Origin of the sequence: Actinoplanes oblitus, assembly GCF_030252345.1 — a bacterium.
In the GTDB taxonomy this organism is placed as follows: domain Bacteria; phylum Actinomycetota; class Actinomycetes; order Mycobacteriales; family Micromonosporaceae; genus Actinoplanes; species Actinoplanes oblitus.
On sequence record NZ_CP126980.1, the window covers coordinates 9,130,173 to 9,156,390 of the forward strand.

Here is a 26,218-nt window from a genome sequence, read left to right on the forward strand (position 1 = left end):
GGACCTAGATTACCCGGGCCCCCGGCTGCGGCCCCCGCGCGGTGATCGCGGCCCGGCAGACGCCGGCCGCGGTGAGCCCGTCGGCGACCCGCTGGGCGTGCGCCGCGTCGGCGGCCAGGAAGACACAGGTGGGGCCGGAGCCGGAGACGAGCCCGGCGATCGCCCCCGCCTCGGCGCCGGCTTTGAGCACGTCGGCGAGCTGCGGGCGGAGCGCCAGGGCGGCCGGTTGCAGGTCGTTGCCGAGGGCGGCGCCGAGCACCTCCGGGTCGCGCTGGCGCAGCGCGGCCATCAGCCGGTCGGCGCTGCCCAGCGGCGGGGGCGGCCAGGAGCCGTCGCGCAGCACGTCGAGCTCGCGGTAGACCGCCGGGGTGGACAGGCCACCGTCGGCAGCGGCGACCACCCAGTGCCAGATGGTCGGGCGGGCCAGGATCGGGCTGACCGCCTCGCCGTGCCCGGTGCCCAGCGCGGTGCCGCCGTGCAGCAGGAACGGCACGTCCGAGCCGAGCTGGGCGCCGACCTCGGCCAGGTCGTCCCGGGACATGCCGAGACCCCAGAGCAGATCGCAGGCGATCAGCGTGGCGGCGGCGTCGGCGCTGCCCCCGGCCAGGCCGCCGGCGAGCGGGATCGCCTTTCTCAGGTGCAATCTCGCGTACGCCGGGACGCGCGCCCGGGCCGCCAGGGCCCGGGCCGCTCGGATGATCAGGTTGGTCTCGTCCAGCTCCAGCTCGCCGGTGCCCTCACCCTCCATGGTGAGCGTGAGCGTGTCGCCGTGCCGGGCGGTGATCTCGTCGAACAGGCTGATCGCGTGGTAGACCGTGTTCAGCTCGTGGTAGCCGTCCGGGCGCAGCGGGCCGACCCCGAGATGCAGGTTGATCTTGGCAGGCACCCGGACCTTGACCGGGCCGCTGTGCGGGCGAGGCTCGTCGTCGTCCGGACCCCAGGCCTCGGTCACGGAGTGAGGTCCCGGATCGGCGGCCGGCTGTCGATCGGCGCGCTCACCACCAGCTCGGGATCCTGTGCCGCGGTCACGAGTCCACCTCCTCGGGCTGTGCGCCGGACGGGCTGAGCTTACCGCCGTACCCTGACGTTTTCGCCGCCGCGGCGATCGCGGCGAACTCCCCCACCGTCAGCGATTCTCCCCTGGCCTGCGGGTTCACCCCGGCCGCCAGCAGGACCCGCTCCGCCGTCGCGGGTCCGCCGGCCCAGCCGGCCAGCGCGGCCCGCAACGTCTTGCGCCGCTGGGCGAACGCCGCGTCCACCACCGCGAAGACGTCGGCCCGCGAGGCGCCGGCCGGCGGCTCCCGGCGGGTGAAGGCGACCAGCCCGGAATCCACGTTGGGCACCGGCCAGAACACCGCGGGCGGGACCTTCCCGGCCGGCTTGGCCTCGGCGTACCAGGCCAGCTTGACCGACGGGATGCCGTACACCTTGGAACCGGGACCGGCGGTGAGCCGGTCGGCGACCTCTTTCTGCACCATCACCAGGCCGCCGCGCAGCGTCGGCAGCTCGGCGAGCAGGTGCAGCACGACCGGGACGGCCACGTTGTAGGGCAGGTTGGCGACCAGCATGGTCGGCGGCGGGTCGAACCGGTCGCCGCCGACCCGCAGCGCGTCGGCCGGGTGCACGGTGAGGTGCGCCGCGGTGACCGTGCCGGGCAGGGCGGCGGCCAGGACCGGGTCGATCTCGACGGCGTGCACGTGCCGGACCGCGCCGACCAGGCCCAGGGTGAGCGAGCCGAGACCGGGGCCGACCTCCAGGGCGACGTCGTCGGGGCGCAGGCCGGCCGCCGCCACGATCCGGCGGATCGTGTTCGGGTCGTGCAAGAAGTTCTGGCCGAGCTTCTTGGTCGGCGCCACGCCCAGGCGGGCAGCGAGTTCCCGGATCTCCGCCGGGCCGAGAAGTCCATCAGCCATGGGAGCAGCCTAGGCGGCCGACTACTCCGCCACCCGGGCGGGCAGTCACTTCCAGGCGCCGAAGACGCGCTCACCGTTCGCCGAGATGCGCGCGCAGAGCTCGTCGGGATCGATGCCGCGGGCCGCGGCGAGAGCCCGCACGGTGATCGGGATCAGATAGGAGGCGTTGGGCCGCCCCCGGTGCGGGGCCGGCGTCAGATACGGCGCGTCCGTCTCCACCATCATCAGCTCGGGCGGGGTGATCGCGGCGGCCTCGCGCAGGTTGCCGGCGCTGGCGAAGGTGATCGTCCCGGCGAAGCTCAGGTAGTAGCCCCGGCGTACGCACTCGGCGGCGAACTCGGCGTCACCGGAGAAGCAGTGCAGCACCACGGTGCCGGGCGCGCCCTCGGAGTCCAGCACGCGCAACACGTCCCGGTGGGCGTCGCGGTCGTGGATGATCAGCGCCTTGCCGTGCCGCTTGGCGATCTGGATGTGCGCCCGGAAGCTGGCCTCCTGCGCGGCCCGGCCCTCGTCGCCGGTGCGGAACGTGTCCATCCCGGTCTCCCCGATGCCGCGCACCCGCGGCCGGCCGGCGAGCTCGTCGATGACCCGCAGCGCCTCGTCCAGGTCGGCGAGCCGAGGCGCCTCGTTGGGATGCAGGGCCACCGCGGCCAGCACCGCCTCGTTGCGCTCGGCCAGCTCGGCGCCCCAGCGCGAGGAGTCCACATCGACACCGACCTGGACCAGCCGGTCGACGCCGTTCTTGGCGGCGGCGGTGATCAGCGCCTGGACCGGGTCGGCGACGCCCTCGGCGCCGCCCGGCACGCCGGCCTCCCGGACCGTCAGGTCGAGGTGGGTGTGGCTGTCGAAGACCGGCACGGCCAGCGGTTCCGGTGCGGGCGGGAACTCTCCCGCCCGGCGCGCGGCCCGGTCCCGGCGGTTCTGCGATGGACTGGGCGACTCGGGGGGCGTAGAAGGCATGTGAGACATTCTGCACGTCGCATGTACCGGTAACCGCACGTTCATCCGGCATCCATCAACGTCACTTAGGTTCACGCACCGTGACCGTGACCGGTGAGGACAGCGAGCTGGGCGCCGACCCGCTCGACCCACCCCTGATGGCACCGCTGCGCCGCGAGCTGACCTGGCAGCACGTGCAGGCGATGAGCCAGTCCGCGGCGTACCGGGACAATGCCACGCTGCGCCGGATCCGGGCGACGGCGGCGGTGCGCCGCGGCACCCGGATGACCAAGATCTTGTCGCCGGCCCAGGTGGCCGGTCACCTCGCCGGCTGGCTGCCCTACGGCTTCTGCTACCGCTCCTGCGACCTCGCGCACCTGACCGGGCCGGAGCAACTCGCCCTGCTGCGCACCGACGGGGCGACCGACGGGCAGGTGGCGTTCGCGCTGCGCTGGCGGGCCACCGACCCGGCCGACTACGAGGTGCCGGCCACACCCGCCCAGCCGGGGCTGGCCGTGCTGCCCGCGCATTCCCGGGTCGGGGCGATGGTGCTGGGCACCGGGTTCACGCCGAGCACCGACGACCTGATCCCGGAGTACGTCACGGCCGGGTTCGCCGATCTGCCGATGCCCGCCAACGCGCAACTGCTGGCGTACGTGCCGGGTGGCGACGAGGTGGTGCTCTACACGTACCAGCCGGAGCAGCACGGGTGGCTGCGGCTGGCCGGGCCACGCTGGCGCGGGCTGCTGGGCGAGCTGCCCGGGGTGAGCCCGGACCGGGAGTACCTGCCCTGCACCGCCGCCGGCACCGCCCGGCTGGTCGGCTCGATCGACGGCAAGGAGTACGAAGCCGTCGCCGACCCGCCCGGCGAGTTCCGGGTGCGGGCGCTGACCCGGGCCGCGCGCTATCCGGTGCGGACGCTGAGCCGGCGGGCCGAGCAGGCGCTGTGGCGCGGGGTGCCGTGCTGGGTGCTGCAGCGGGACGAGTCGTGGGCCCGGCTGCGGCTGCTGCGGCCGGATCAGGACGGGCTCGCCGCGACCGGGGCCCGCTGTTACGAGCGCGGCGTCTACGAGGCCTGGGCGCCGGTGGACGAGCTGGCCGACCACCACATCGCGGACCTGGCCTACCAGCTCTGACCATGCGAAAGCGGGGCCGGATCACTCCGGCCCCGCCACACGTCATCCTCGATCAGCTACGGGTGATCTTGGCTTCGACGGTCTTCCACTTGCTGCGGTGGTCCGCCCAGTCCACGGCGTAGGCGCTGGCCCAGAAGTAACCCTTGCCCAGGCCGGCCGGGACCTTGAACTTCCACTTGCCCTTGACGGTCGGAGCCCAGAAGGAGTAGCAGACGCTGTCCCAGGTGGACTCGTTGACCCGCTGCCACTTCCGGTTCTTGTTGAGGCAGTAGTCCTTGCCGTTGCTGTACTTCTCCAGGAAGACCCAGACGCCCGGCGCGCCGGAGCCCTTGTCGGACGCCGTCCCGGTGACGTACTTCCAGGACTTCAGCCGGTTCGAGCTGGACGGCTTGTTGATCTTGACAGTGGGCGTCCAGCTGTCCTTCTTCACGTAGATCGTGGCGCCGGTGACCGGAGTGCTCAGGCCGTTGGCGTTGCGGTACGCGATCTGCGTCGGGCGGTAGCCGGTGACCACCGAGCGGGTGCCCTTGTAGTGGTAGTAGTGGCCCGGGAACGACCGCTTACCGGTCCACCGGTACTCGTTGTAGAAGCCGTCACCCCAGTACAGGACGTACGAGGTGGTGCCGGCCGGCACCGCGCGCACGGTGACGTTGTAGCGCTCGCCGTTCCAGACGCTCTTCTTGTCGAGGCTGATCGCGGTGGGCGCGGTCCGGACCGAGACGGCCCGCTTCAGCTCGGTGAAGTTGCCGGCGGCGTCGGTCAGGCGCTCGGCGATGGTGAACGAACCGGCCCGCTTGTAGTTGTGCCGGACCCAGGTCGTGGTGGCCGACGCGAACCGGCTCGAGGTGCCGTCGCCCCAGTTCACCACCCGGGTGACGGTCGAGTCGGCATTGGCGCCGTCGCCGTACTCGGAGGTGTTCTGGTTGACCGTGATGCCCTGGCCGGTCCAGATCGAGGTCGCCGAGAGACGGAACGAGCCGGTCGGCTTCTGGGTGTCGCCCGGGTCGGTCGTCTGGGTCGGCGTGGCCGAGGTGGTCTCGGACGGCGTCTGGGACGGCGTCTCCGAAGGCGTCTCGGAGGGGGTCTCCGACGGCGTCTCGGACGGGGTCTCCGACGGCGTCTCGGAAGGCGTCTCGGACGGGGTGACGACCGGCGAGGGCGAGGACGACTCGTCAGCGGTGACCGGGACGTCGCGCGCGTATGCCGGGGACGCGGCGACCGCGCCACCGGCGGCGAGGGCGCCGCCCACGATGGCCGCGAGCAGCGGCCGTGCCAGGCGAGGTTTCAAGGAAGTCCAACTCCTTCGAGGGGTGAGAAGACCACATGAAGGGCAGTTGGACGACCTGGTGCGTCGGGACGCATCCGTATCGACAAAACGCCAACGTTCCCCCGTGGCGTCGATCAATGTAACCGCCGAGCCGCTGCCTGATCAATGACAAATCTGTGAAGAGTCCGTGGTGATCTAGGTAACCCCCGCGACAACGCGAAAGGCCCGGCCGAAGCCGGGCCTCGCACACGGGACGACAGCTCAGGAATCGCCGCCCAGCCGGGCCAGCTCCTCCTCCACCACCGACGGGTCGAGCTTGCGGAACACCGGCTTCGGCGCGCTCAGCGGGGTCCCGGCCACCAGCGGCACCGACTCCCACCGCGCGCCGACCGTGTAGTCGCCCATCAGCACCGGGTAACCCGGGCCGCCGTCCAGGTCCTCGACCTCGACGATCTCCGGCATCGGCGCGTGCACCCCGGTCCCGCCGAGCAGCTCGTGCACCTTCTGCGCGGAGTGCGGCAGGAACGGCGTGAGCAGCGTGTTCGCGTCGCGGACCACCTGCAGCGCGACGTGCAGGACGGTGCCCTGCCGCTCCTTCTGCGACTCGTCCTTGAGCTTCCACGGCGCCTGCTCGGAGAGGTACTTGTTCGCCTCGGCGACCACCCGCATCGCCTCGCCGATCGCGGCTTTCTGCCGATGCTTGCCGATCAGCTCGCCGACCGTGGCGAAGCCGGCCTTGGCCACCTCCAGCAGCGCCAGGTCCGCCGGCGTCAGGTCGACGGCCGGCGGGATGGCGCCGAAGTTCTTCGCGGCCATCGAGATCGACCGGTTGACCAGGTTGCCCCAGCCGGCCACCAGCTCGTCGTTGTTGCGCCGGACGAACTCGGCCCAGGTGAAGTCGGTGTCGTTGGACTCCGGGCCGGCCGCCGCGATGAAGTAGCGCAGCGCGTCGGCGTCGTAGCGCTCCAAGAAGTCGCGCACGTAGATGACCACCCGGCGGGACGAGGAGAACTTCTTGCCCTCCATCGTCAGGTACTCACTGGAGACCACCTCGGTCGGCAGGTTCAGCCTGCCCAGCGAGCCGGCCTGGCCGCCCTTGTCGCCCTCGCCGGAGTAGCCGAGCAGCAGTGCCGGCCAGATCACCGAGTGGAAGACGATGTTGTCCTTGCCCATGAAGTAGTAGCCGAGCGCGTCCTTGCCCTGCGCGTCGGCCGACCACCACTGGCGCCACGCCTCCGGGTCGCCGGTGCGCCGGGCCCACTCGATCGACGCCGAGAGGTAACCGATGACCGCGTCGAACCAGACGTAGATCCGCTTGTCGGCACGGTCCCGCCAGCCGTCCAGCGGGATCGGCACGCCCCACTCCAGGTCCCGGGTGATGGCCCGGGGCTGCAGGTCGTCGAGCAGGTTGCGGGAGAACTTCAGCACGTTGGGCCGCCAGTTCTCCCGGCGGTCCAGCCAGGAGCCGATCGCCTCGGCGAAGGCCGGCAGGTCGAGGAAGAAGTGCTCGGTCTCGACGAACTGCGGGGTCTCCCCGTTGATCCGGGACTTCGGGTCGATCAGCTGCTCGGGGTCGAGCTGGTTGCCGCAGTTGTCGCACTGGTCGCCGCGGGCGCTGTCGTAGCCGCAGATCGGGCAGGTGCCCTCGATGTAGCGGTCGGGCAGGGTCCGGCCGGTGGACGGGGAGATCGCGCCCAGGGTGGTGCGGGCCACGATGTACCCGTTCTCGTGCAGGCCCTCGAAGAGCTGCTGCACCACCGCGTAGTGGTTGCGGGTGGTGGTCCGGGTGAACAGGTCGTAGGACAGGCCGAGACCGTGCAGGTCCTCCACGATCACCCGGTTGTACCGGTCGGCGAGCTCGCGCGGGGTGACCCCGTCGGCGTCCGCCTGGACCTGGATCGGGGTGCCGTGCTCGTCGGTGCCCGAGACCATGAGCACGTCGTGGCCGGCCATCCGCATGTACCGGCTGAAGACGTCGGACGGCACCCCGAAGCCGGAAACATGACCGATGTGGCGCGGGCCGTTGGCGTAGGGCCAGGCGACCGCGGCGAGAACGTGACTCATGACGTACAAGCGTAGTGACCCGCCCGGGTGCCCTGCGAACGGATTGGCGCCCTGCATGCCAGCCGACCGATTTGTCCCGACACGCCCGATCATTGCCCGGCCCGCCGCCGAGCCGCGTAGTTGACTGGGTCAGTGACGGGAAACGCGCCGCAGCCAGGGGAAACGCCGACGGGTAACCCGTGGGTCCGGGTCGATCCGGACACCACGTGGTGGCACGGCGACGCCGATCGGGAGCCGGACTCCGTGGAGTGGGCCGACCGGGCCGCCGACCAGGCCCGCGCGGCCGGCGCCGACGACCTGACCCAGCAGCTGCACTCCGGCGACAGCGAACGGCTCGCCACGGCCGGCGAGCTGATGATCATCGAGCCCGGCCAGACCGACGAACCGAAGGACCCCGAAAGGGTGGAGAACACCCCGAGAACCGATCTGGAGTACGCCGAGGCGACCGCCGTACCGGAAGTCATGGTCCTGCCGGAGCCCAGCGACCGCAACCGGCCCACCATCGTCCTCGACCAGCAGCGACCGCCCCGCGGACCGCTCCCGCCGCTGCCGGAGGGCGGCGTCTCGCCGGCCACCGCGACCCGGCTGGAGCGGATGGAGAACTCGCCGTTCTGGGAGACCGACGAGGCGCGCATCGCGGCCGAGGCGCGTCGCGACCGGCGCCCCGGGCGGCGTCGCCGGCCACCGGCCACCAACCCGGTCGGCGCGCTGTTCTCGCTGATCGCCCTGAGCCTCGTGGCGGCGTTCTTCGCGTGGGTCAGCGCGGAGCCGTTCTGGCTGGCCACCGGCCACGGCGACGCCGGGTACGCGACCACCACCCGCTGCCGGGGCGACGGTCTCACCCAGCGCTGCACCGGCCGATTCACCGCCGCCGACGGACGGTTCACGGCCGGGCGGGTGACGCTGCTCGGCATCTCCGGCGACGCCCGCGAGCCGGGCGCGGTCAGCGGCGCCCGGATGGTCAGCGCGGACAGCCGGCAGGCCTACACCGCGCCGCCCGGGCTGCTCATGCACCTGCGCTGGACGCTCGGTTTCCTGCTCGTGCTGATCTGCGGATACGGCATCGCCGGCGCGACCGGCGCCCGGCGGCTGGAGTCCCCGCGAGCCCGCCGGTACGCCCTGCTCGCCAGCGTGGCCGGGCCGCTGCTGCTGCTGGCCGGGTTCCTGGCCGCCGCCTACTGAGCCTGGTGCACGAGGGCGTACACGTCCCGCTTCTTCAGGCCGTACTGATCGGCGACCGCCTGGATGGCGTCGCGCCGCGAGTCGCCGGCGGCCTCCCGCCCGGCCACCGCCGCGCGCAGCTCGTCGTCCGCCGGGCGCTCCACCGGCCCGGCCGGCGCGCCGCCCACCACCAGGGTGATCTCGCCGCGCGGCTCGCCGTCCGCGGCCCACCCGGCCAACTCGGCCAGGTCGCCGCGGCGGATCTCCTCGTACGTCTTGGTCAGCTCCCGGCAGACAGCGGCCGGCCGGTCCCCGCCGAACGTGGCGGCCAGGTCGGCGAGCGCGCCGGCGATCCGGTGCGGTGCCTCGAAGAAGACCAGCGTGCGCGGCTCGGCGGCCAGCTCGCGCAGCCGGGACCGGCGGTTCGACCCGGTGCGCGGCAGGAACCCCTCGAAGACGAACCGGTCGCTGGGCAGCCCGGACAGCGCCAGGGCGGTGGTCACCGCGCTCGGGCCGGGCGCCGCGGTCACCGGGTACCCGGCGTCGAGTGCCGCCTTCACCAGGCGATACCCGGGGTCGGAGACGCTCGGCATGCCGCCGTCGGTGATCACCGCGACGGTGGCGCCGTCGGCCAGCGCCGCCACCAGCTCCGGGGTACGCCGGTCGTCGTTGCCCTCGAAGTAGGAGACGACCCGGCCGCGCACGGCGACGTCCAGGTCCTTGGTGAGGCGGGACAGCCGCCGGGTGTCCTCGGCCGCGATCACGTCAGCGGTGGCGAGCACCTCCCGCAGCCGCGCCGAGGCGTCACCGATGTTGCCGAGCGGGGCGCCGACCAGGATCACGCGGCCGGAGCCGGAAGTTTCACGAGACACCGGAAAAGTCCATCACACGCCCGGCCGTCACTTCAAAGCTCCGCAGCCTACGATCGCGGGGTGACAACGGCGACAGCTGAGACAGACCTCACCACCGCGGACTCCCCCGCCGAGGCGGAGTCGTCCCGGGGCGTCCGGGACGTACCCGACCTCGTCCGGCGACGCCTGTCGACGCTGGACGCCCGCTTCGACCCGTACTCCTGGCTGGTCACCCTGGTGATCGTGGCCGCCGCCGCGATCCTGCGCCTGGCCGGGGTGGACAAGCCCAAGGGCTACATCTTCGACGAGGTGTACTACCCGACCGACGCCTGGGACATGCTCCAGCACGGCGTCGAGTGGGACGAGAAGACCAACGGCCCGGCGTACGTGGTGCATCCCCCGCTCGGCAAGTGGCTGATCGCGCTCGGCGAGCAGGTGTTCGGCAACCGGGAACTGGGCTGGCGGATCTCGGCGGCGATCGCCGGCACCCTGATGATCCTGATCCTGATCCGGGTCGCCTACCGGATGTTCCACTCGATCGTGCTGGCCGGGACGGCCGGCCTGCTGATGACCCTGGACGGGTTCCAGCTGGTGCTCTCCCGCACCTCGCTGCTGGACATCTTCCTCGGCCTGTTCATCCTGCTGACCTTCGCCTGCATGCTGCTGGACCGCGATCACTACCGGCGGCGGTGGACGCGGGCGCTCGCCGACGGCTTCGACTCGGCGGCCACCTACAAGATCCCGCGGATCGTGCCGTGGTGGCTGCTGGCCGCCGGCGTCTGCTTCGGCCTGGCCTGCGGGGTGAAGTGGAGCGCGCTGTTCTTCGCGCCGTTCTTCGCCGTCCTGGTGGTGGCCTGGCGCTGGCAGGCGCGCCGGTCGGCCCGGGTGCGCGGCCCGTTCGTGGCCGGCATCCTCGGCGACTTCGGCTACCTGATCCTCAGCTTCGTCCTCAGCGCCATCTTCTACCTGGCCACCTGGACCGGCTGGTTCGTCACCGACACCGGATACTTCCGGCACTACCGGGAGGCGAACGGGCTGAGCGAGCCGCCGATCCTGGGCGCGCTGCTGAACCTGATGCACTACCACCACGAGGCGTACAGCTTCCACAGCGGATTGACCGAGAAGCACACGTACCAGTCCTGGCCGTGGCAGTGGCTGCTGCTCGGGCGGCCGGTGGCGTTCTACTGGAACGGCAACGGCAACTGCGGGGCGCCCAGCTGCGCCGCCGAGATCCTGCTGCTCGGCACGCCGATCCTGTGGTGGTCGTTCCTGCCGGCGCTGATCGCCCTGGTCTGGTTCGGCATCGCACGGCGCGACTGGCGGGCGTACGCGATCTTCGCCGGCGCGGTCGGCAGCATGCTGCCCTGGTACTACTACGCGGTCGCCGACGGCCGCACGATGTTCTCCTTCTACCTGCTGCCCGGCCTGCCGTTCCTGATCCTGGCGGTGGTCTACACGCTCGGCGCGATCATGACACCGGTGGGCGGGATGGTCGCCGGCGCGGCCCGCACCGACCGGCAACTGATCGGCACGGTGGTCGCGGCGACGTACGTGGTGCTGGTGGCGCTCTGTTTCGCCTACTTCTATCCGGTCTTCGTCGGCTCGACCATGCCCTACGACGACTGGTCGGTCCGCATGTGGCTGGGCGGCCGCTGGATCTAGCACCCCTTTCCCGCGCGTCCCGCCACTCCCACCGGCCCGGCCACCTGCTACCGGCCCGGCCACCTGCCACCGGTCCGGCCGCCTCCCAACCGGTCCGCCGCTGTTCGGACGGTCCACCGGATCCGCCGGGATCCGCCGTCGTCCGAGCGGCTTCTCGCCATCCGAGCGGCCCGCCGTCGTCCGCAGGATCCGCCGTTCCCGCACAGTCCGCCGCTCCCGCACAGTTCACCGCTCCTGCACAGCCCGCCGTTCCCGCACAGCCCGCCGTTTGCGCACGGTCCGCCGTTGCGCACCGTCTACTGCACTCGCCGGGGGCCTCCGCTGTCCGAGCGGCCGCCGGTCCCGGTGGCCCGCCGCCGGGCCGAATCGTCCTTCGATGTCCGGATCGTTCTCCCTGTTCAGGTCGTCCTCGCTGTTCGGCACGGCCGAACGAGGCTTCCTCGTCGAACTCCGGGTCAGATCAACATCAAGAGATCGCTGACTCGAATCCGCGCTGATCACTGATCGTCGCTCCCGCCAGGGACCCTTCCGGGCTTCGCAGGGCGCTGCGCGCCCAGAACGCGAACCCCTCCAGGGCGACGTCCGCGGCTGGCAACGACCGCCAAATCCAACCCGCTCGGCCCTCACTCAGGCTGGCGCTCACGGTGGTATCCCAACTCCCGACACCACCGCCCCCACCAGCCCAGACCGACCGGCTGGCACTCACAGTGGCATCCCACACCCGGACACCACCACCACGACCAGCCGCGACAGGCAGGCTGGCACCCACGGTGGCATCCCACACCCGGACACCACCACCACGACCAGCCGGGACAGGTGGGCTGGCACTCACGGTGGCATCCCGCGCCCGGACACCACCGTCACGACCAGCCAAGACCGACGAGCTGGCACTCACGGTGGCATCCCACACCCGGACACCACCCTCACGGCCAGCCGGGACAGGTGGGCTGGTGCTCGCGGTGGTATCCCGCGGGCGGACACCACCGTCAGAGCCAGCCGGGGCGGGGTTTGGGCGGGCCACCGTGCGGGGCGGCGTCAGCCCGGATGCGGCCTCGCGGCCGGGAGGGACAGCGGGCCTGGCGTCGAGGCACGGGACACGACGGTGCGGTTGGGGCGGTCGCCGGGCGTACCGAAGGCTGGTTTTGATCTTCAGGGTGGGGCGCGCGGACCGCTGCGACGGCCCCAGATGCGATGAAGCCCGGCGATATCGCCGGGCTTCGCCGTTTTGGCGACTTTTCGCTGATCATGACCTAGACAGGTCCGAAAAATAGGGCGCGCCCCGATCGCCTGCCACGGGGGAAGCGGGCGATAGGGGCGCGCAAGATGCAGCTTAACGAGCCTGGATGAGCGGCACAACGGGTGTCGCCCACGGATTGCCGTGTCGATCCCAGCATCCCAGCGATTCGGACATTATGCTCTTTTAGTCTTTACCGCGCATATCGTCTCATGAATACGATTCAACTTGACGGTCGGGAATGCGACACGAATTAGATGCCCATTCTGGCGTAACGTATTCCGACTACCGACCGCACCGCAGCTCAGCGGATTCGCCTTTCGTCGCGGACAGTTCACCGCCATCGGGTCAAACTCCAGGGGTCATCATTTCGTCCCTTTTCGGGGGATCAGTCGGCCATCCCCCGAGAAGGTGACAAGTGCCAAGATCGCGGTAAATGTTCTTAAGCTCGCCGCGTGACAACGCAGGAGCACCAACACCCGCAGACCGCCGACCAGCGAATTCCGGACACGGAAGTCATCGCCGTCGCGCCACCCGCCCCGGTGTTCGTCGACTCCACCGGGCGACGGAGTCGACTGCTCCGCCGGATCGCGCTGGCGTTCGGCATCCTCGTCGTCTCCTACGGCGGGCTGCTCGGCGTCAGCCTGGCCGGTGGCCCGGTGAACTCCAGTGCCGTGCTGCCGCTGCCCGGCCTGGACGACGGTGACGAGAAGACCGTGGCGCCGCCCCAGCCCAGCCCGGCCCCGGAGGTGAGCCCGTCGAGCGGCCCGGCCCAGCGCCCGGTGATCGAGTCGGTGGACCAGCCCCGGCGGGCGCAGCCCCGGCAGACGACCGCCGTCGCGCCGAAGCCGGCCGGCACCACCGCGGCGGCCAGGACCACCACCACGCCGGCCAAGGCGCCGACGAAGGCGACGGCCACCAAGCCGACGCCCGCGCCGACCACACCGAAGCCCGCGGTCACCACCACCAAGCCGACCGAGTCGACCACCACCACACCGGCCCCCGGCCCGACCACCACCGTCGCGCCGAACCCGCCGACCGTCGCGCCGAAGCCGCCGGCCGACGAGCCCAAGTCCCAGCCGACCGCGCTGCCCACGCTGGCGCCGGTCACCGGTGACGACCCGGCCGACACCGACGCGCCGACCACCGGCCCGTCGCCGTCGCGTTCCGGGGAGCCGGTGTGAGCAGCCGCAACAGGGGGCGCAGCCGGCGCCGCATCCTGCCCCGGCCGCGGGTGATGCTCGGCTCGCTGGTGCTGGGCTTCTTCATCGCCGTGCTGGTGGTGCAGGCGTACATCAACGCCGAGTTCACCGCCGACCACAAGGAGACCGAGGTCGGCGACCAGGACGGCGTGCCGCTGTCGATCCGCGGCGGGGGGCCGATCGTCAACACCACCGGCGGGCAGGAGACCACCAGCCGGCTGCCGGACCGCACCATCGCGCTCACCTTCGACGACGGCCCCGACCCGACCTGGACCCCCAGGGTCCTCCAGGTGCTCCGGGAGAACGACGCGCACGGCACGTTCTTCGTGGTCGGCTCCCAGGTGGCCCGCCAGCCGGCGCTGACCAAGAGCATCGTCGACGACGGCAACGAGCTGGGCCTGCACACCTTCACCCACCCGAACATGCAGCTGCTCGCGCCGTGGCGGCGGCACCTGGAGCTGTCCCAGACCCAGGTGGCCATCGCGAAGGCCACCGGCGTGCACACCAACCTGGCCAGGTTCCCCTACTCGTCGAAGGCCAACGCCATCGACGACGTCAACTGGAAGATCGTCAAGGAGGCCGGCCGGGCCGGCTACCTGGTCGTCGTCAACGACACGGACAGCGAGGACTGGCAGCGGCCCGGCGTCGACCGGATCATCCACAACGCGATGCCGACCGGCGACAGCTCGGCGATCATCCTGTTCCACGACGCCGGCGGCGACCGCTCGCAGTCCGTCGCGGCACTGGCCAAGTTCATCCCGATGATGAAGGCCCGCGGCTACCGGTTCACCACCGTCACCGAGGGCCTGAACCTGGGCATCGAGGAGCAGTCCGCGGCGGTCAAGTCCGGCCGGGCCCCGGAGAGCGCCTCGGTCATCCCGGCCCTGCCGCTGAACCCGGCCGCCGCTCCCGGCGACGAGTGGCGCGGGATGGCGCTGATCTGGACCGTACGCCTGGCCGACGGCCTGGTCACCGTGGTGGCCGCGCTGTTCGTGGTGGTCGGCGTGCTGACCGTGGGCCGGACCGCGCTGCTGCTCACGCTGGCCAGCCGGCACGCCCGGCAACGGCGGAGACCCGGCTGGCGCTGGGGTGAGCCGGTCACCGACCCGGTGTCGGTGATCGTGCCGGCCTACAACGAGAAGGAGGGCATCGAGGCGGCCGTCCGGTCGCTGGCCGGCGGCGACTACCCGGAGATCGAGGTGGTGGTGGTCGACGACGGCTCGACCGACGACACCGCCGAGATCGCCGAGGGGCTGGGGCTGCCGAACGTCCGCGTGGTCCGGGTGCCCAACGGCGGCAAGTCCAACGCCCTGAACGCCGGCATCGCGCTGGCCAAGCACGACCTGATCGTCACCGTGGACGGCGACACCGTCTTCGAGCGGGACTCGATCCAGAAGCTGGTGCAGCCGTTCGGCGACCCGGCGGTCGGGGCGGTGGCCGGCAACGTCAAGGTCGGCAACCGCGGCACCCTGGTCTCCACCTGGCAGCACATCGAGTACGTGATCGGCTTCAACCTGGACCGCCGGCTCTACGAGACGCTCAACTGCATGCCGACAGTGCCCGGGGCGATCGGCGCGTTCCGCCGTGCGGCCCTGGCCCAGGTCGGCGGGATCAGCGACGAGACCCTGGCCGAGGACACCGACGTCACCATGGCGCTGTGCCGGCAGGGCTGGCGGGTGGTCTACGAGGAGCACGCCAAGGCGTGGACCGAGGCGCCGACCACCCTGGAGCAGCTGTACCGGCAGCGCTACCGGTGGAGTTACGGGACCATGCAGGCGATGTGGAAGCACCGCCGGGCGCTGTTCGACAAGGGCCCGTCCGGGCGCTTCGGCCGGGTCGGCCTGCCGTTCCTCGCGCTGTTCGGGGTGGCGCTGCCGATGCTCGCCCCGGTCGTCGACATCATGCTGGTCTACGGCCTGGTCTTCTGGGAGCTGACGGAGACCGTGATCGCCTGGCTCGGGATGCTGGCCCTGCAGCTGTTCACCGCGCTGATCGCGTTCCGGTTCGACAAGGAGCCGATCAAGGCGCTCTGGCGGCTGCCGCTGCAGCAGTTCGCCTACCGGCAGCTGATGTACCTGGTGCTGATCCAGTCGGCGACCACGGCGCTGACCGGTGGCCGGTTGCGCTGGCACAAGCTGAACCGGGCCGGGCTGGCCCCGCGCTCGGCCACCCCGCCGCCGCGGAGTGCGAAGGTGGCGCCGGCCGTCGACACCTGGCCGCCCAGCGTGCCGGAGGTGCCCCGGCAGCAGCAGCCGGTCGGGCGGGCGGTCGCCCCGCCGACCACCCCCGCGGTGCCCTCCCCGGTCTACCGCGACTGAGGAACGGACCCGCGTCCCGCCGAACCACAGCCGGCGGGACGCGGGTTGTCAGGCCACTGCCAGGTCCCTGATCAGCTCGTCCGGCGTCAGATCGGCGTACGGGAAGACCACGTGCAGCGACGTCCCGTCGCCGGGCCGGTCGGAGAGCGCCACCGTGGCGTGGTGCGCGTCCAGGATGCGCTTGGCCACCGCCAGCCCGCGGTCCGGGCCGGGCACGTCCGCCGGGTTCGCTATCGCCCCGTAGTACAGGTGCGGGAACAGGTCCGGGCGCATCCCGTCGGGCAGGTCCATGTCGTCGAGGTGCACCGTCGGCCCGGACTCCATCTCGGTGCCGACCCGCACCCGGCCGCCCTCCGGCGTGTACTTCACCGCGGCGAACAGCAGGTGGGTCAGCACCTGCTCGAGCCGCACCGGGTCGGCGATGATCGGCAGCGCCGGGCCGCCGGCCTGGTTGAGGATCCAGATGTGCTTGCTGGCCGCGATCGGGCGGACCGCCTCGACCGCCCGCTGGGTCACCCGGGTCAGATCGCACTGCCGCATGTGCAGGCTCTCCCCGCCCAGGCCGGCGTCGGCCATCTGGGTCAGGTGGTCGACCAGCTCCCGGAAACCGCGCACGTGCGCCGCGGTGGCCCGGCCGACCAGGTCGGCCAGCTCGAAGTCGTGGTAGCCGGTGTCGCCCAGGCTCTCCAGGTACGTCGACATCAGCCGCAGCGACGACCGCAGTTCCCCGCCGACCAGGCCGGCCAGATCGTCCTTGCGGCGCTCCAGCTCCTGCAGCCGGGCCGTGGTGTTGGCCAGCGCGTACGCGTACCGCCGCAACTCCAGCTGCGCGGTCACCTGGCGGGCCAGCGCCCGCAGCGCCTGTTGCTGCTCCATCCCCAGCCGCCGCGGCTCGGTGTCCATCACGCAGAGCGTGCCGAGCGCGAACCCGTCGGTGGTCATCAGCGGCGCCCCGGCGTAGAACCGGGTCCCGTCCGTGGCGGTCACCGCCGGATTGTCGGCGAACCGTGGATCCTGGGTGGCGTCCGGAACCATCAGCAGGTCCCGGCCGAGGATCGCGTGCGCGCAGAACGACAGGTCCCGCGGTGTCTCCGTGAAATCCGGGCCGGTGCTGGCCTTCGCCCACTGCCGGTCCGCGTCGACCAGGCTGACCATGGACATCGGGGTCTCACAGACCCCGGCGGCCAGCGCGACGATGTCGTCGAAGTCCTTCTCCGGCGGGCTGTCCAGGATGTCGAGCGAGTAGAGCGCGGCAAGCCGCTCGATCTCGTTGTCGGGTAGGGGTGCTTTCATGACGGTCACCTCCGAGACTTGCTTCAGAGATACCAGGCAAAAGTAGCCACCTTCGCATTTCGCCCAAATCCCGTACGGCTGGTGTGACTTCCGCGGCGTGCCGCTGATCACCGCGCCGCGCGGCCGTATGCTTCGCGGCCATGAACACCGACGAGTTCGCGTGCGGCACCTGCGGCTCGACACACAGCGGTCCGCCGCTGAGCTTCGCCGCGCCGGCCCCGGACCTCTGGCTGCCGGAGATGGCCGACACCGAGGGCTGCCTGCTCGACTCCGACCTGTGCGTGATCAGCGGTGAGCGGTTCTTCATCCGCGGCCTGATCGAACTGCCCGTCTGGGACACCGGCGAGATCTTCACCTACAGCATGTGGGTGTCCCTGAGCCGCCCCAACTTCACCCGCGCCGTCGACATCTGGGAGCAGCCCGGCCGCGAGGACGAGCCGCCCTATTTCGGCTGGCTCTCCAACGAGATCGCCGGTTACACCCCGAGCACGCTCAACCTGAAGACGAACGTACACACCCGCCCGGTGGGCCAGCCTCCCTACATCGAGCTGGAGCCCACCGGCCACCCGCTGGCCATCGAACAGCGCGCCGGCATCTTCCGCTCCCGGGTCGAGGAGATCGCCAGCCTGCACCTGCACCGCTGACCACCCGGGATCAAGATCAAGAGATCGATGACTCGGATCCGCGCTGATCACTGATCGTCGCTCCCGCCAGGGACCCTTCCGGGCCGGGCTGGCCGCTGCGCGTCCAGAACGCCCGGCCCGCAAGGGCGACGTCCGCGGGTGGTGGCGACGCGCAAAAAGCGCATCGTCCGGATTGTCGGCATTGCGACCGGCCGGGCAGCGTGTCCGGCTCACCCGTTGTTATCGTGCTGATCTTCTCTCACCCCCCACTCGTTAACGGGAGCGATATGCGCCGCACCGTCCGCGCCGTCCTGGGGCTGCTGGCCCTCGCAGCCATGACCGGCGCGTTGCCCGCCTCCTCGGCACAGGCCGCCGTCCCACCGGACCCGATCTGGATGTACTACAACCTTCCGGACCAGGACGCGGCCACCGAGATCCGGCTCCAGGACGGCGTCGGTGAGCCTCAGTTCAAGATGATCAACGGCGGCACGTCGGACACCGGGGAGGCCAAGAACGTCGTCATGACGCTCGACCTGTCCGGCCTGCCGAGCGCCGTCAAGGTCACCGGGGTGGACGACCGCTGCACGATCAGCGGCGCCACCGTCCGCTGTGCCCTCGGCGACATCATCGCGGCGATCCAGTCCGTCGAGTTCAAGCCGTTCCGGCTGGTCGCCACGGGGCAACCGGTCGGCCCGCTCGGTTCCATCGAGGGCCGGGTGAGCTGTACGGGCTGCGTCGGCGACGCCCACCGATCGATCCCGGTCTGGGTGACCGCGCCGGGACCGGACCTGCAGCTCTACGTCGACCAGCGCGGTTTCCAGAACGGCCGCAGCTCGCTCATCGTCGGCGCGCGGAACTACGGTGACGCCCCGAGCCGGTTCAAGCAGGTGGTGATGCGCGTACCGGCAGGCGTGGCGATCGGGGACCTCAACCCGAACCCGGCCTGTGCGTACGACGGCGGGACCGCGCAGGGCGCCACCCGTCTCGGACCGTTCACGATGACCTGCTCGGTGGACGTGACGGTCGCGCCGTACCAGTCGCTCTCGTTGCAGGCGGCCGCCGGCTCCGGCGCACCGGACCGATTCTTCGCGACCTTCCCGGCGAGCACCCCGGGACCGGCCGAACTCAAGGTGTCGGTCGAGGCGGTGGTGGACGGCGCCGAGGCCCGCCCGGCCGACAACACCCAGACCCTGGTCCTCACCACGCCGGCGAACAAGCTCGACGCGCGACTGAGCGCGAAGACCGTCCGCCAGGGTGACACCGCCACGGTGACCTGGACCCTGCTCAACGCCGGCCCGTCCGACACCACCGGGCACACCCTGACCGTGGTGGCGCCGAGCGGCACCGAGGTGCTGCCCACCGAGGGCTGCACCGTCTCCGCTGACAAGAAGCGCCTGACCTGCGTCGTCAAGGAGCCGCTGGCCGCCAAGGCCACCGCGACCGGCACCGTGCGCCTGCACATCGTCGGCACCCCGGGCCGCGGCGGCTCGATCACCGTCGCCGGCACCGGCCCGTCCGCGGACACCACGACCGCCAACAACAAGGCGGCCATCACGGTGCCCACCACGTCCACCGCGACCACTTCGCCCACCGCGACCGCAGCGCCCACCGCAACCACCACCCCGGGCAACGACGGCACCAGCCTCCCGATCACCGGCCCCGGCAGCGGCCTCCTCAGCGCCGGCACCCTCCTGCTGCTCCTCGGCACCGCAACCCTGTTCCTAACCCGCCGCCGCTCCGCCTGACCCACCCCCACCCCGGCCACGGCTCGCCGTGGCCGGTCTCCAAGCCCCACCCCCCAACACCCACCCACCGTCCTCACCCGCAACTAACGGCTGGCAGCTGGCAGGCGGCGTCGGCAGTCGGCGGCAGTCGGCGGCAGCTCGCGCTGACGGTTGGCAGCTGACGCGGACGGCTGGCGGCTCGGCTCGCGGCTGGGCTGGCGGCTCGGCTGGCGGCTCGGCTCGCGGCTGGGCTGGCGGCTGGGCTGGCGGCTGGGCTGGCGGCTCGGCTCGCGGCTGGGCTGGCGGCTCGGCTCGGCTCGCGGCTCGCGGCTCGCGGCTCGCGGCTGGGCTGGCGGCTCGCGGCGTACACAAATCCCAACCCGAACCACAAACAACCCGATCCCAACCGCAACAGCACCCAACGCACTAACCGCGACCGCCACCCCCACCGCAACCACCGGAACGCGGGGCGTCCGGGGGCTCGGCCCCCGGAGCAGACAATGCGAAACACCCCCTGTCCGCGCGTTTTGCGGACAGGGGGTGCCTAGGTGTGGAGCTGAGGGGATTTGAACCCCTGACCCCCTCGATGCGAACGAGGTGCGCTACCAGTCTGCGCCACAGCCCCTGGTCGGCTCTCCGGTGAGGCCTTCACCGTGGAACCTCCGAAAGGCTAACAGGTCTGTCCGCCACCTCGCGAACCACCCCTCCCATCAAGCGGTGTGATGGCGCCCCCCGGCCTCGTAGGCGCGCCCGCGCAGGCCGCCGCGGCGGCGGTAGCTGACCGATCCGCCGTTGGCGGCGACCGGCAGGTCGGACGGCTCCCGGTCGAGGCCCATCGCCGCGCGCCGGACCGCCTCCTTCTGCGCGGCCAGCCGGCGTTGGGCCTCGCGGCGTGCCGCGGCCCGGCGGGCCTGCTCCCGGCGTACCTCGGCCTGCCGCGCGGCCAGCCACGCCGCCTCGCGGGCCTGGATCCGGCGGCGGCGCCGGTCGGCGATCGCCCGGTTGCGCAGGTGGACCAGGTAGCTGCCGAGCAGCGTACCGGTCACCGCGAAGCTGATCCAGAAGCCGGGGCCGACGGCCAGCACCCCGACCAGTTCGATGACGTTGAGCAGGACCAGCGCGGCGAAGACCCGGCGGCGGCGGACGACCGCCGGAGCGCCTCGGCGGCGCGGCGCGCGGCGGACCGGCCGGCGGCCGGTGACCAGGCGCAGCCGGCGCTGTGGCGGTGGCGACTTTTCACCCGATGGGGCGGGCAGCGTAACCGTAACCCGGCGTCCGGGGTTGATCGGTCGGCGTCCGGGCACGGTGCGGCGACGGCGGTGGCGTTGTAGCACCCGCGCCGTCGACGACGCCCGCTCCGCGGCGAGGCGCTCGGTGGCGTCGTACCGGCGGACCAGCGCCGGGGCGAGGGCGAGCAGCCCGGCCGCGGCGAGGACGGCGAGGAGCACCGAGGTCGGCACCCTCACCCCTCCGTTCCGCCACGACAGATCACATGACAAATGACACGACGAATGCGAGGTTACGGGCGGTAGCGGTGATATTTCGCGCGCCGCGCCGACGGCAGTCGCCCGCCCAAGATCATTTAGTCGAGCGAACCCGTTTCCAGCGGGACAGCAGACCGCCCTCGGCGGCCACCTCCTCGCTGGTCAGCGCATAGCCCAGATGGTCGCGCCAGCCACCGTCGATGTGCATGTACCGCTGGTGGTACGCCTCCTCGCGGAACCCCAGCTTCTCCACCACCCGGCGGCTCGGCCCGTTCTCCGGCCGGATGTTGACCTCGATCCGGTGCAGGCCACCCGGCCCGAACGCGTGGTCCACGGCGAGCGCGAGCGCGGTCGGGATCACCCCGCGACCGGCCACCCGCTGGTCCACCCAGTAGCCCGCGTACGCCGAGGCGAACGCGCGCCGCACGATGTTGCCCAGGTTGACGTGCCCGACCAGCCGTTCCCGGCCGTCCTCCAGCAGGCAGACGGCGAACGGCATGCTGTCCCCGCGCCGGGCGGCCCGCCTCATGTCGCGGTAGACGTACGAGTACGCGCGGATCGAGTTCATCTCCGCCCACGGGCCGGGCGGCGCCGACTCCCACGGCGACAGCCAGGGCTGGTTGGCGATCCGCACCTCGGACCAGGCCCGGGCGTCACCGCGCTTGTACGGCCGCAGCAACACCGGCCCGTCCGCCAGCACAGCGGGCCAGCCGGGGGTCGCCCCGAGCATTCATCGCCTCCGGTCGAGCAGCAACACGTCCACGGTGGAACCGGCCGCCGCCGTGGTGACCCGCTCCCCGAGCACCAGCAGTCCGTTGGCCTCGGCCAAACCGGAAAGAGTGTACGGCCCACCGGCGAGCGGCTGCACAGTGTAGCCGCCACCACGTCGCTCGGCGACGTGCGCCGGGCGGAACTCCCGCAGGCCGCCCGGCGACGAGACCGTCTCCAGCAGGTGTGCCTTCACGCTCGGCCGGAACACCGGCTCGGCGCCGGCGAGCAGCTGGATCGCCGGCCGAGCCAGCACCTCGAAGCCGATCAGCGCGGCGCCCGGCTCGCCGGGCAGGCAGACCACCGGAACCTCCTCGCCGCCGACAGTGCCGAACCCGAGCGCGGTACCCGGGCAGAGCGCCACGTCGGTGAACTCGACGGTGCCCCGCCCGGTCCCGGGCCGGGACAGCACCCGGCGCAGCATGTCGCCGGGCCCGGTACCGGTGCCGCCGGTCGTGATGATCAGGTCGGCGCGCAGTGTCTGATCCTCCAGCAGGCCGCGCAGCCCTTCCGGATCGTCGTCACAGATGCCGATCCGGTACGCCAGCGCACCCGCCTCCACCGCCGCCGCGGTCAGCGCGTGCGAGTTCGCGTCCACCACCTGCCCCGGCTGGCTGGGCCGGCCCACGTCGACCAGCTCGTCGCCGGTCGCCACGACCACCACCCGCGGGCTGGGCCGGACCAGCACGTGCCCGATCCCGGCGGCGGCGAAGGTGGCCACCATCGGCGGTGTCACGTACGACCCGGCGGTGGCGAGCACCTGGCCGACGGCCAGCTCCTCACCGGCCCGGCGCACCCCGGAACCGCGTTTCGGGGCGTGCAGGATCTCCACCGCGGCCATGCCCTGGTCGGTCCAGTGCACCGGGACCACCACGTCCGCGCCGATCGGCAGCGGCGCGCCGGCGGCCACCGAGAAGCAGGTGCCGGCGGTCAGCCGGACCGGCCGCCAGCTGGCCGCACCCAGGTCGCCCACCACGTTCAGCCGGACGCTGCGGGTGGGTCCGGTGTCGAACTGGCCGAACGCCGGGTGCGCGCCGAGGCGCCCGGCGCCGGCCAGATCCTCCCACCGGGCCGCGTATCCGTCGATCGCGGCCTGGTCGAACGCCGGGAACGGGTGCGGCGCGATCACGTCGGCCGCCAGCACGTTCCCGTGCGCCTGGGTGAGGTCGAGGTCGAGCGGAGGCAGCGCCCGGAGCCTGCGCAGCGTGCTGCCCAGGTACTCGGCGAGAGGCATCAGCTCGTTGGCGGCCGCCTCGGCATCGGCCGTAGCGGTCATCCCTTCCGACCACCGACGAATTCGGCGAGCCAGGCTCGGAACTCCTCGCCCAGGTCGGGTCGCTGGGCAGCGAGCTGGACGACGGTCTGCAGGTAGCCGAGCGGCTGACCGGTGTCGTACCGGACCCCGCGGTAGACGATGCCGTGCACCGGGGTGCCGGCCTCCAGCAGCGCCGCCATCGCGTCGGTCAGCTGGATCTCGCCGCCGCTGCCTGGCTTGGTGTCGGCGATCGCCGCGAAGATCTTGCCGGGCAGCACGTAGCGGCCGACCACCGCGAGGTTGCTCGGCGCCTCGGCCGGCGACGGCTTCTCCACCAGGCCGGTCACCTCGACGACGCCCTCACCGAGATCGGACTCACGCACCGAGGCGATCCCGTAGCGAGACGTCTCCTCCGGGGTGACCTCGATGAACGCGAGGACGATGCCGCCGGTGCGAGCCTGCAGGTCGAGCATGTCCGGCAGCAGCGGGCTGCCCTCGTCGACGAACTCGTCGCCGAGCAGCACCGCGAACGGGTTGTCGCCGACGTGCGAGGCCGCGGTGCCGACCGCGTGCCCGAGCCCGAGCGGCTCACCCTGCCGGACGGTGTAGATGTCGGCGAGCTCACTGGTGCGGCGCACCGCCGCGAGCCGCTCGGTGTCGCCCTTGTCCGCCAGCCGCTGCTCCACGTCAGGGCGGCGGTCGAAGTGGTCGACCATCGAGGTCTTGCCCCGCCCGGTCACCAACAGCACGTCGGTGATCCCGGCCGCGGCCGCCTCCTCCACGATGTACTGCAGCACCGGCCGGTCGACGATCGGCAGCAGCTCTTTCGGCACCGCCTTGGTGGCCGGCAGGAAACGCGTGGCGAGACCGGCCGCCGGGATCACCGCTTTCACCGCGCGCTTGCCGGGCTCTTGCGCGTTCGTTGTCATCAGTCACCGCACCTTCGCTGGAATGTGCCTCGCTGTGTCGTCCGTGGCACGCAGCCGTGCAACCACGAACATGCCGCGAGACTATCGGCCAGGACCACGAACCGGCGGTTGCGGCCCGCTACCGGCCCGGGCCGGATCGAAATTCCCCTCGGGTACGCGGGACGAAACGCTCTCCGCGAGACGATACGTATCCCGGCCGGCGTTCTTCGCCGCGTACAGCGCCTCGTCCGCGGCATCCAGCACTCCCTGGGCGGTGGCGCCGTGCTCGGGGAAGACCGCGATGCCGATCGACACGCTGATCGGGATCCGGTCGTCGAGGCCGGGCCGCCGCGGATCGACGCGCACCGGACGGTCGCGGATCAGGGCGCCGAGCCGCTCGGCGACGATCAGCCCGCCGTACGCGTCGGTCTCCGGCAACAGCACCACGAACTCCTCCCCGCCCTGGCGGAACGCCACGTCCACCTCGCGCAGGCCGACCCGGATCCGCCGGGCGAACTCACCCAGCACCTGATCGCCGGCCGGATGCCCGTACGTGTCGTTCACCTCTTTGAAGTGATCGAGGTCGAGCACCAGCACGGTCAGCATCCGGCCGAACCGGTTGGCCCGCTCCACCTCCCGGCGCAGCACCTCGCGCAGATAACGGTAGTTCCACAGCCCGGTGAGCGGATCGGTCAACGACAATCGCTGCGCCTCCTCGTGCAGCCGCACGTTGTGCACCGCGATACCGGCCTGCCCCGCGAAGGTACGAAGAGTGCGCAGGTCGGCGTCGTCGAAGCAGGGGCTGCCGAGCCGGTCGTAGAGCGCGAGCACGCCGAGCGTGCCCGGCCCGGGATCCGTGTCTTCACCCGAAGGTGGCGCGCAGATCGGCACCGCGAGGTAGGACTCGCAGGCGGGTTCCCCGGCGCCGACACCCGTCACCCCACGCGATACGGGCTCCCCGGCACCGTCACCGGTCATCCCACGCGATTCAGGCTCCCCGGCGCCGAGACCCGTCACCCCGTGCAACGCCGTTCCGGAGGCGGCCACCGCGCCGAGCACCCCGCGCCCCGGCGCCAACCGGCGTTTGACCAGGTCCGCCGACGGCAGGTCCCACTCACCGGTCAGCCCGGCCGCGCAGCGGGCGGTGAGGCTGCCGTCCGCCGGGTCGACCAGCAGCACCAGCCCGGCCCGGGCGCCGGTAGCGGTCATCGCGGTGCGCAGGATCACCGGCAGGATCCGGTCCAGGTCGTGGGTGCTGGACAGGGTGTCCCCGAGAATCGCCAGGTGCCGGCGCAACTGGTCACGGCTGGCGGTCAGCGCCTGCACGTAGGACTGCAACTCCCGGGTCATCCGGTTGAAGGTCCCGGCCAGCCGGCCCAGCTCGTCCGGTCGCGGGATCGGCACCCGGGTGTCCAGGTCGCCGTTCGCCACCCGGTCGGCGGCCCAGGCCAGGTCGCCGATCGGACGGGTGGTGGACCGGGCCAGCCAGCGGGCGGCGAGCACCGCGGCGAGCGCGGTGGCCAGGACGATGAGCGGGAGCACGGCGTACCGGAAGGTCGGCCGCGCCGGCGGCGCGTCCAGCGTGAGCGCCAGCGGCTGCCCCGGCCCGGGCGCCAGTCCCCGCCGCGTCGGGCCGCCCCCGTCACCCGCCCCGAGCGTCACGGTGACCCCGGCCGCCGCCCCGAGCCGCGCCAGCAGCCCCGAGTCCACTCGCCGTGCCGCGAACACCGTGACATCTGCCGCACGAGCGGACGCCGCGAGCCCGGTGGCCCCCGTCCCGCTCGGCGCCGCGCAGTCCTGCCACCCGGCCTGCGTCACCGTCTGCTCGGGCCGCGCCCGCCGCCCCAGTCCCGCGATTTCCCCGGCTCCCGTGGACTCCCCGGACCCGGCGGATTCCCCAGATCCGGCGAACCCGGACCTCGCCGACTCCCCGGACCCGACGGATTCCCCGGATCCGGCGAACCCCGACCTCGCGGACTCCCCGGACCCGACGGATCTCCCGGCTCCCGCAGGCTCGCCGGCCCCCGCGGCTCTCCCGAGCACACCGGATCCCGCGCCGGTGAACCGGATGTCAGCGGCCAGGCCGCGGGCGATCAGCTGGTCGGCGACAGCGGATCGGGACCGCGCCGGTACCACGGCGACCGCGTCGGCAGCCGCCTGCAACTGTCCGCAGATCGCACCGACAGCGGTCCGGACGGTCGTCACGGCATGATCGAGGCGCTCGTTCGTCCGGTCCCGGCTCACCGCGGCGACGGTCAGCGCGACGAAGATGGACCCGAGCAGGACCGGACCGAGCACGACCACCAGGAAGGCACTGGTGAGCCGGCCACGTAATGTCACACATCCTCCCGGGAGTGGCCCTCTTTGGAGCGATGCTGACATAGTGTGCACCGTTTGCCGCTTTTCAAAAGGGGGT

The 26,218-nt window shown here is 72.0% G+C and carries 19 protein-coding genes and 1 tRNA gene; 7 read left to right on the top strand and 13 right to left on the bottom strand.

Going from position 1 to position 26,218, the window contains the following annotated elements; all coding sequences use genetic code 11:
- Window positions 1–4 precede the first annotated feature (4 nt).
- From Actob_RS40655 to Actob_RS40665, 3 genes are all read right to left on the bottom strand, one after another.
- On the bottom strand, window positions 5–952 hold the full coding sequence (locus Actob_RS40655; protein ID WP_284917287.1) for a 4-(cytidine 5'-diphospho)-2-C-methyl-D-erythritol kinase: 948 nt from the start codon (window positions 950–952) through the stop codon (window positions 5–7).
- A gap of 73 nt (window positions 953–1,025) precedes the next feature.
- Window positions 1,026–1,913: a 16S rRNA (adenine(1518)-N(6)/adenine(1519)-N(6))-dimethyltransferase RsmA gene (gene rsmA / locus Actob_RS40660; RefSeq protein ID WP_284917288.1), complete on the bottom strand. Its 888-nt coding sequence runs from the start codon at window positions 1,911–1,913 to the stop codon at window positions 1,026–1,028.
- A gap of 45 nt (window positions 1,914–1,958) precedes the next feature.
- Window positions 1,959–2,882, bottom strand: a complete 924-nt coding sequence (locus tag Actob_RS40665) for a TatD family hydrolase (RefSeq protein ID WP_284917289.1) — start codon at window positions 2,880–2,882, stop codon at window positions 1,959–1,961.
- Between the two features lie 71 nt (window positions 2,883–2,953).
- Between Actob_RS40665 and Actob_RS40670 the strand changes: the two genes are divergently transcribed.
- On the top strand, window positions 2,954–3,988 hold the full coding sequence (locus Actob_RS40670; protein WP_284917290.1) for a hypothetical protein: 1,035 nt from the start codon (window positions 2,954–2,956) through the stop codon (window positions 3,986–3,988).
- Window positions 3,989–4,040: 52 nt separating this feature from the next.
- Here Actob_RS40670 and Actob_RS40675 read toward each other — a convergent pair whose 3' ends face one another.
- Complete coding sequence (locus Actob_RS40675; RefSeq protein WP_284917291.1) at window positions 4,041–5,276, bottom strand: hypothetical protein; 1,236 nt, start codon at window positions 5,274–5,276, stop codon at window positions 4,041–4,043.
- Window positions 5,277–5,516: 240 nt separating this feature from the next.
- A complete protein-coding gene (gene metG, locus Actob_RS40680; protein ID WP_284917292.1) occupies window positions 5,517–7,319 on the bottom strand; it encodes a methionine--tRNA ligase in 1,803 nt (600 codons plus the stop codon).
- Window positions 7,320–7,451: 132 nt separating this feature from the next.
- Here metG and Actob_RS40685 point away from each other — a divergent pair, with 132 nt between their 5' ends.
- Window positions 7,452–8,501 carry a hypothetical protein gene (locus tag Actob_RS40685; protein ID WP_284917293.1) on the top strand — a complete coding sequence of 350 codons (1,050 nt, stop codon included), beginning with the start codon at window positions 7,452–7,454 and terminating at the stop codon, window positions 8,499–8,501.
- On the opposite strand, the gene rsmI is transcribed toward Actob_RS40685, so the two are convergent.
- A complete protein-coding gene (gene rsmI, locus Actob_RS40690; protein WP_284917294.1) occupies window positions 8,495–9,352 on the bottom strand; it encodes a 16S rRNA (cytidine(1402)-2'-O)-methyltransferase in 858 nt (285 codons plus the stop codon). The two genes, Actob_RS40685 and rsmI, sit on opposite strands and share 7 nt — an antisense overlap.
- Window positions 9,353–9,412: 60 nt before the next feature.
- Here rsmI and Actob_RS40695 point away from each other — a divergent pair, with 60 nt between their 5' ends.
- The 3 genes from Actob_RS40695 (at window position 9,413) to Actob_RS40705 (ending at window position 15,747) form a co-directional block, all read left to right on the top strand.
- Window positions 9,413–10,993 (top strand): dolichyl-phosphate-mannose--protein mannosyltransferase, encoded by a 1,581-nt coding sequence (locus Actob_RS40695; RefSeq protein WP_284917295.1) that lies wholly within the window; start codon window positions 9,413–9,415, stop codon window positions 10,991–10,993.
- Between the two features lie 1,689 nt (window positions 10,994–12,682).
- Window positions 12,683–13,411, top strand: a complete 729-nt coding sequence (locus Actob_RS40700) for a hypothetical protein (protein ID WP_284917296.1) — start codon at window positions 12,683–12,685, stop codon at window positions 13,409–13,411.
- 53 nt (window positions 13,412–13,464) lie between these two features.
- Window positions 13,465–15,747, top strand: a complete 2,283-nt coding sequence (locus Actob_RS40705) for a bifunctional polysaccharide deacetylase/glycosyltransferase family 2 protein (protein ID WP_284922496.1) — start codon at window positions 13,465–13,467, stop codon at window positions 15,745–15,747.
- 48 nt (window positions 15,748–15,795) lie between these two features.
- On the opposite strand, the gene Actob_RS40710 is transcribed toward Actob_RS40705, so the two are convergent.
- A complete protein-coding gene (locus tag Actob_RS40710; protein WP_284917297.1) occupies window positions 15,796–17,040 on the bottom strand; it encodes a GAF domain-containing sensor histidine kinase in 1,245 nt (414 codons plus the stop codon).
- 140 nt (window positions 17,041–17,180) lie between these two features.
- On the opposite strand from Actob_RS40710, the gene Actob_RS40715 reads away from it, so the two are divergent.
- Both Actob_RS40715 and Actob_RS40720 read left to right on the top strand, forming a co-directional pair.
- Complete coding sequence (locus Actob_RS40715; protein WP_284917298.1) at window positions 17,181–17,684, top strand: DUF2199 domain-containing protein; 504 nt, start codon at window positions 17,181–17,183, stop codon at window positions 17,682–17,684.
- Between the two features lie 266 nt (window positions 17,685–17,950).
- Window positions 17,951–19,408 (top strand): hypothetical protein, encoded by a 1,458-nt coding sequence (locus tag Actob_RS40720; RefSeq protein WP_284917299.1) that lies wholly within the window; start codon window positions 17,951–17,953, stop codon window positions 19,406–19,408.
- 530 nt (window positions 19,409–19,938) lie between these two features.
- Here the strand turns inward: Actob_RS40720 and Actob_RS40725 are convergent.
- The 6 genes from Actob_RS40725 to Actob_RS40750 form a co-directional block, all read right to left on the bottom strand.
- Window positions 19,939–20,012, bottom strand: a tRNA-Ala gene (locus tag Actob_RS40725).
- Between the two features lie 85 nt (window positions 20,013–20,097).
- Complete coding sequence (gene sepX / locus Actob_RS40730; protein ID WP_284917300.1) at window positions 20,098–20,853, bottom strand: divisome protein SepX/GlpR; 756 nt, start codon at window positions 20,851–20,853, stop codon at window positions 20,098–20,100.
- Window positions 20,854–20,965: 112 nt separating this feature from the next.
- Window positions 20,966–21,601 carry a GNAT family N-acetyltransferase gene (locus tag Actob_RS40735; RefSeq protein WP_284917301.1) on the bottom strand — a complete coding sequence of 212 codons (636 nt, stop codon included), beginning with the start codon at window positions 21,599–21,601 and terminating at the stop codon, window positions 20,966–20,968.
- A complete protein-coding gene (locus Actob_RS40740; protein ID WP_284917302.1) occupies window positions 21,602–22,915 on the bottom strand; it encodes a molybdopterin molybdotransferase MoeA in 1,314 nt (437 codons plus the stop codon).
- The gene (locus Actob_RS40745) at window positions 22,912–23,823 is read right to left on the bottom strand and encodes a UTP--glucose-1-phosphate uridylyltransferase (RefSeq protein ID WP_284917303.1); all 912 of its coding nucleotides are present in this window, start codon (window positions 23,821–23,823) and stop codon (window positions 22,912–22,914) included. Before Actob_RS40745 ends, Actob_RS40740 begins: the two co-directional genes overlap by 4 nt.
- Before the next feature lie 81 nt (window positions 23,824–23,904).
- Window positions 23,905–26,142: a diguanylate cyclase gene (locus Actob_RS40750; protein WP_284917304.1), complete on the bottom strand. Its 2,238-nt coding sequence runs from the start codon at window positions 26,140–26,142 to the stop codon at window positions 23,905–23,907.
- Between the last annotated feature and the right edge of the window lie 76 nt (window positions 26,143–26,218).

Bases quoted from the DNA above. Each gene is read 5' to 3' on its own strand.
- Actob_RS40665 (WP_284917289.1), bottom strand. From the start codon at position 2,882: ATGTCTCACATGCCTTCTACGCCCCCCGAGTCGCCCAGTCCATCGCAG.
- Actob_RS40715 (WP_284917298.1), top strand. From the start codon at position 17,181: ATGAACACCGACGAGTTCGCGTGCGGCACCTGCGGCTCGACACACAGC.
- metG (WP_284917292.1), bottom strand. From the start codon at position 7,319: ATGAGTCACGTTCTCGCCGCGGTCGCCTGGCCCTACGCCAACGGCCCG.
- rsmA (WP_284917288.1), bottom strand. From the start codon at position 1,913: ATGGCTGATGGACTTCTCGGCCCGGCGGAGATCCGGGAACTCGCTGCC.
- Actob_RS40735 (WP_284917301.1), bottom strand. From the start codon at position 21,601: ATGCTCGGGGCGACCCCCGGCTGGCCCGCTGTGCTGGCGGACGGGCCG.
- Actob_RS40745 (WP_284917303.1), bottom strand. From the start codon at position 23,823: ATGACAACGAACGCGCAAGAGCCCGGCAAGCGCGCGGTGAAAGCGGTG.
- Actob_RS40705 (WP_284922496.1), top strand. From the start codon at position 13,465: ATGCTCGGCTCGCTGGTGCTGGGCTTCTTCATCGCCGTGCTGGTGGTG.
- Actob_RS40710 (WP_284917297.1), bottom strand. From the start codon at position 17,040: ATGAAAGCACCCCTACCCGACAACGAGATCGAGCGGCTTGCCGCGCTC.
- Actob_RS40740 (WP_284917302.1), bottom strand. From the start codon at position 22,915: ATGACCGCTACGGCCGATGCCGAGGCGGCCGCCAACGAGCTGATGCCT.
- Actob_RS40720 (WP_284917299.1), top strand. From the start codon at position 17,951: ATGCGCCGCACCGTCCGCGCCGTCCTGGGGCTGCTGGCCCTCGCAGCC.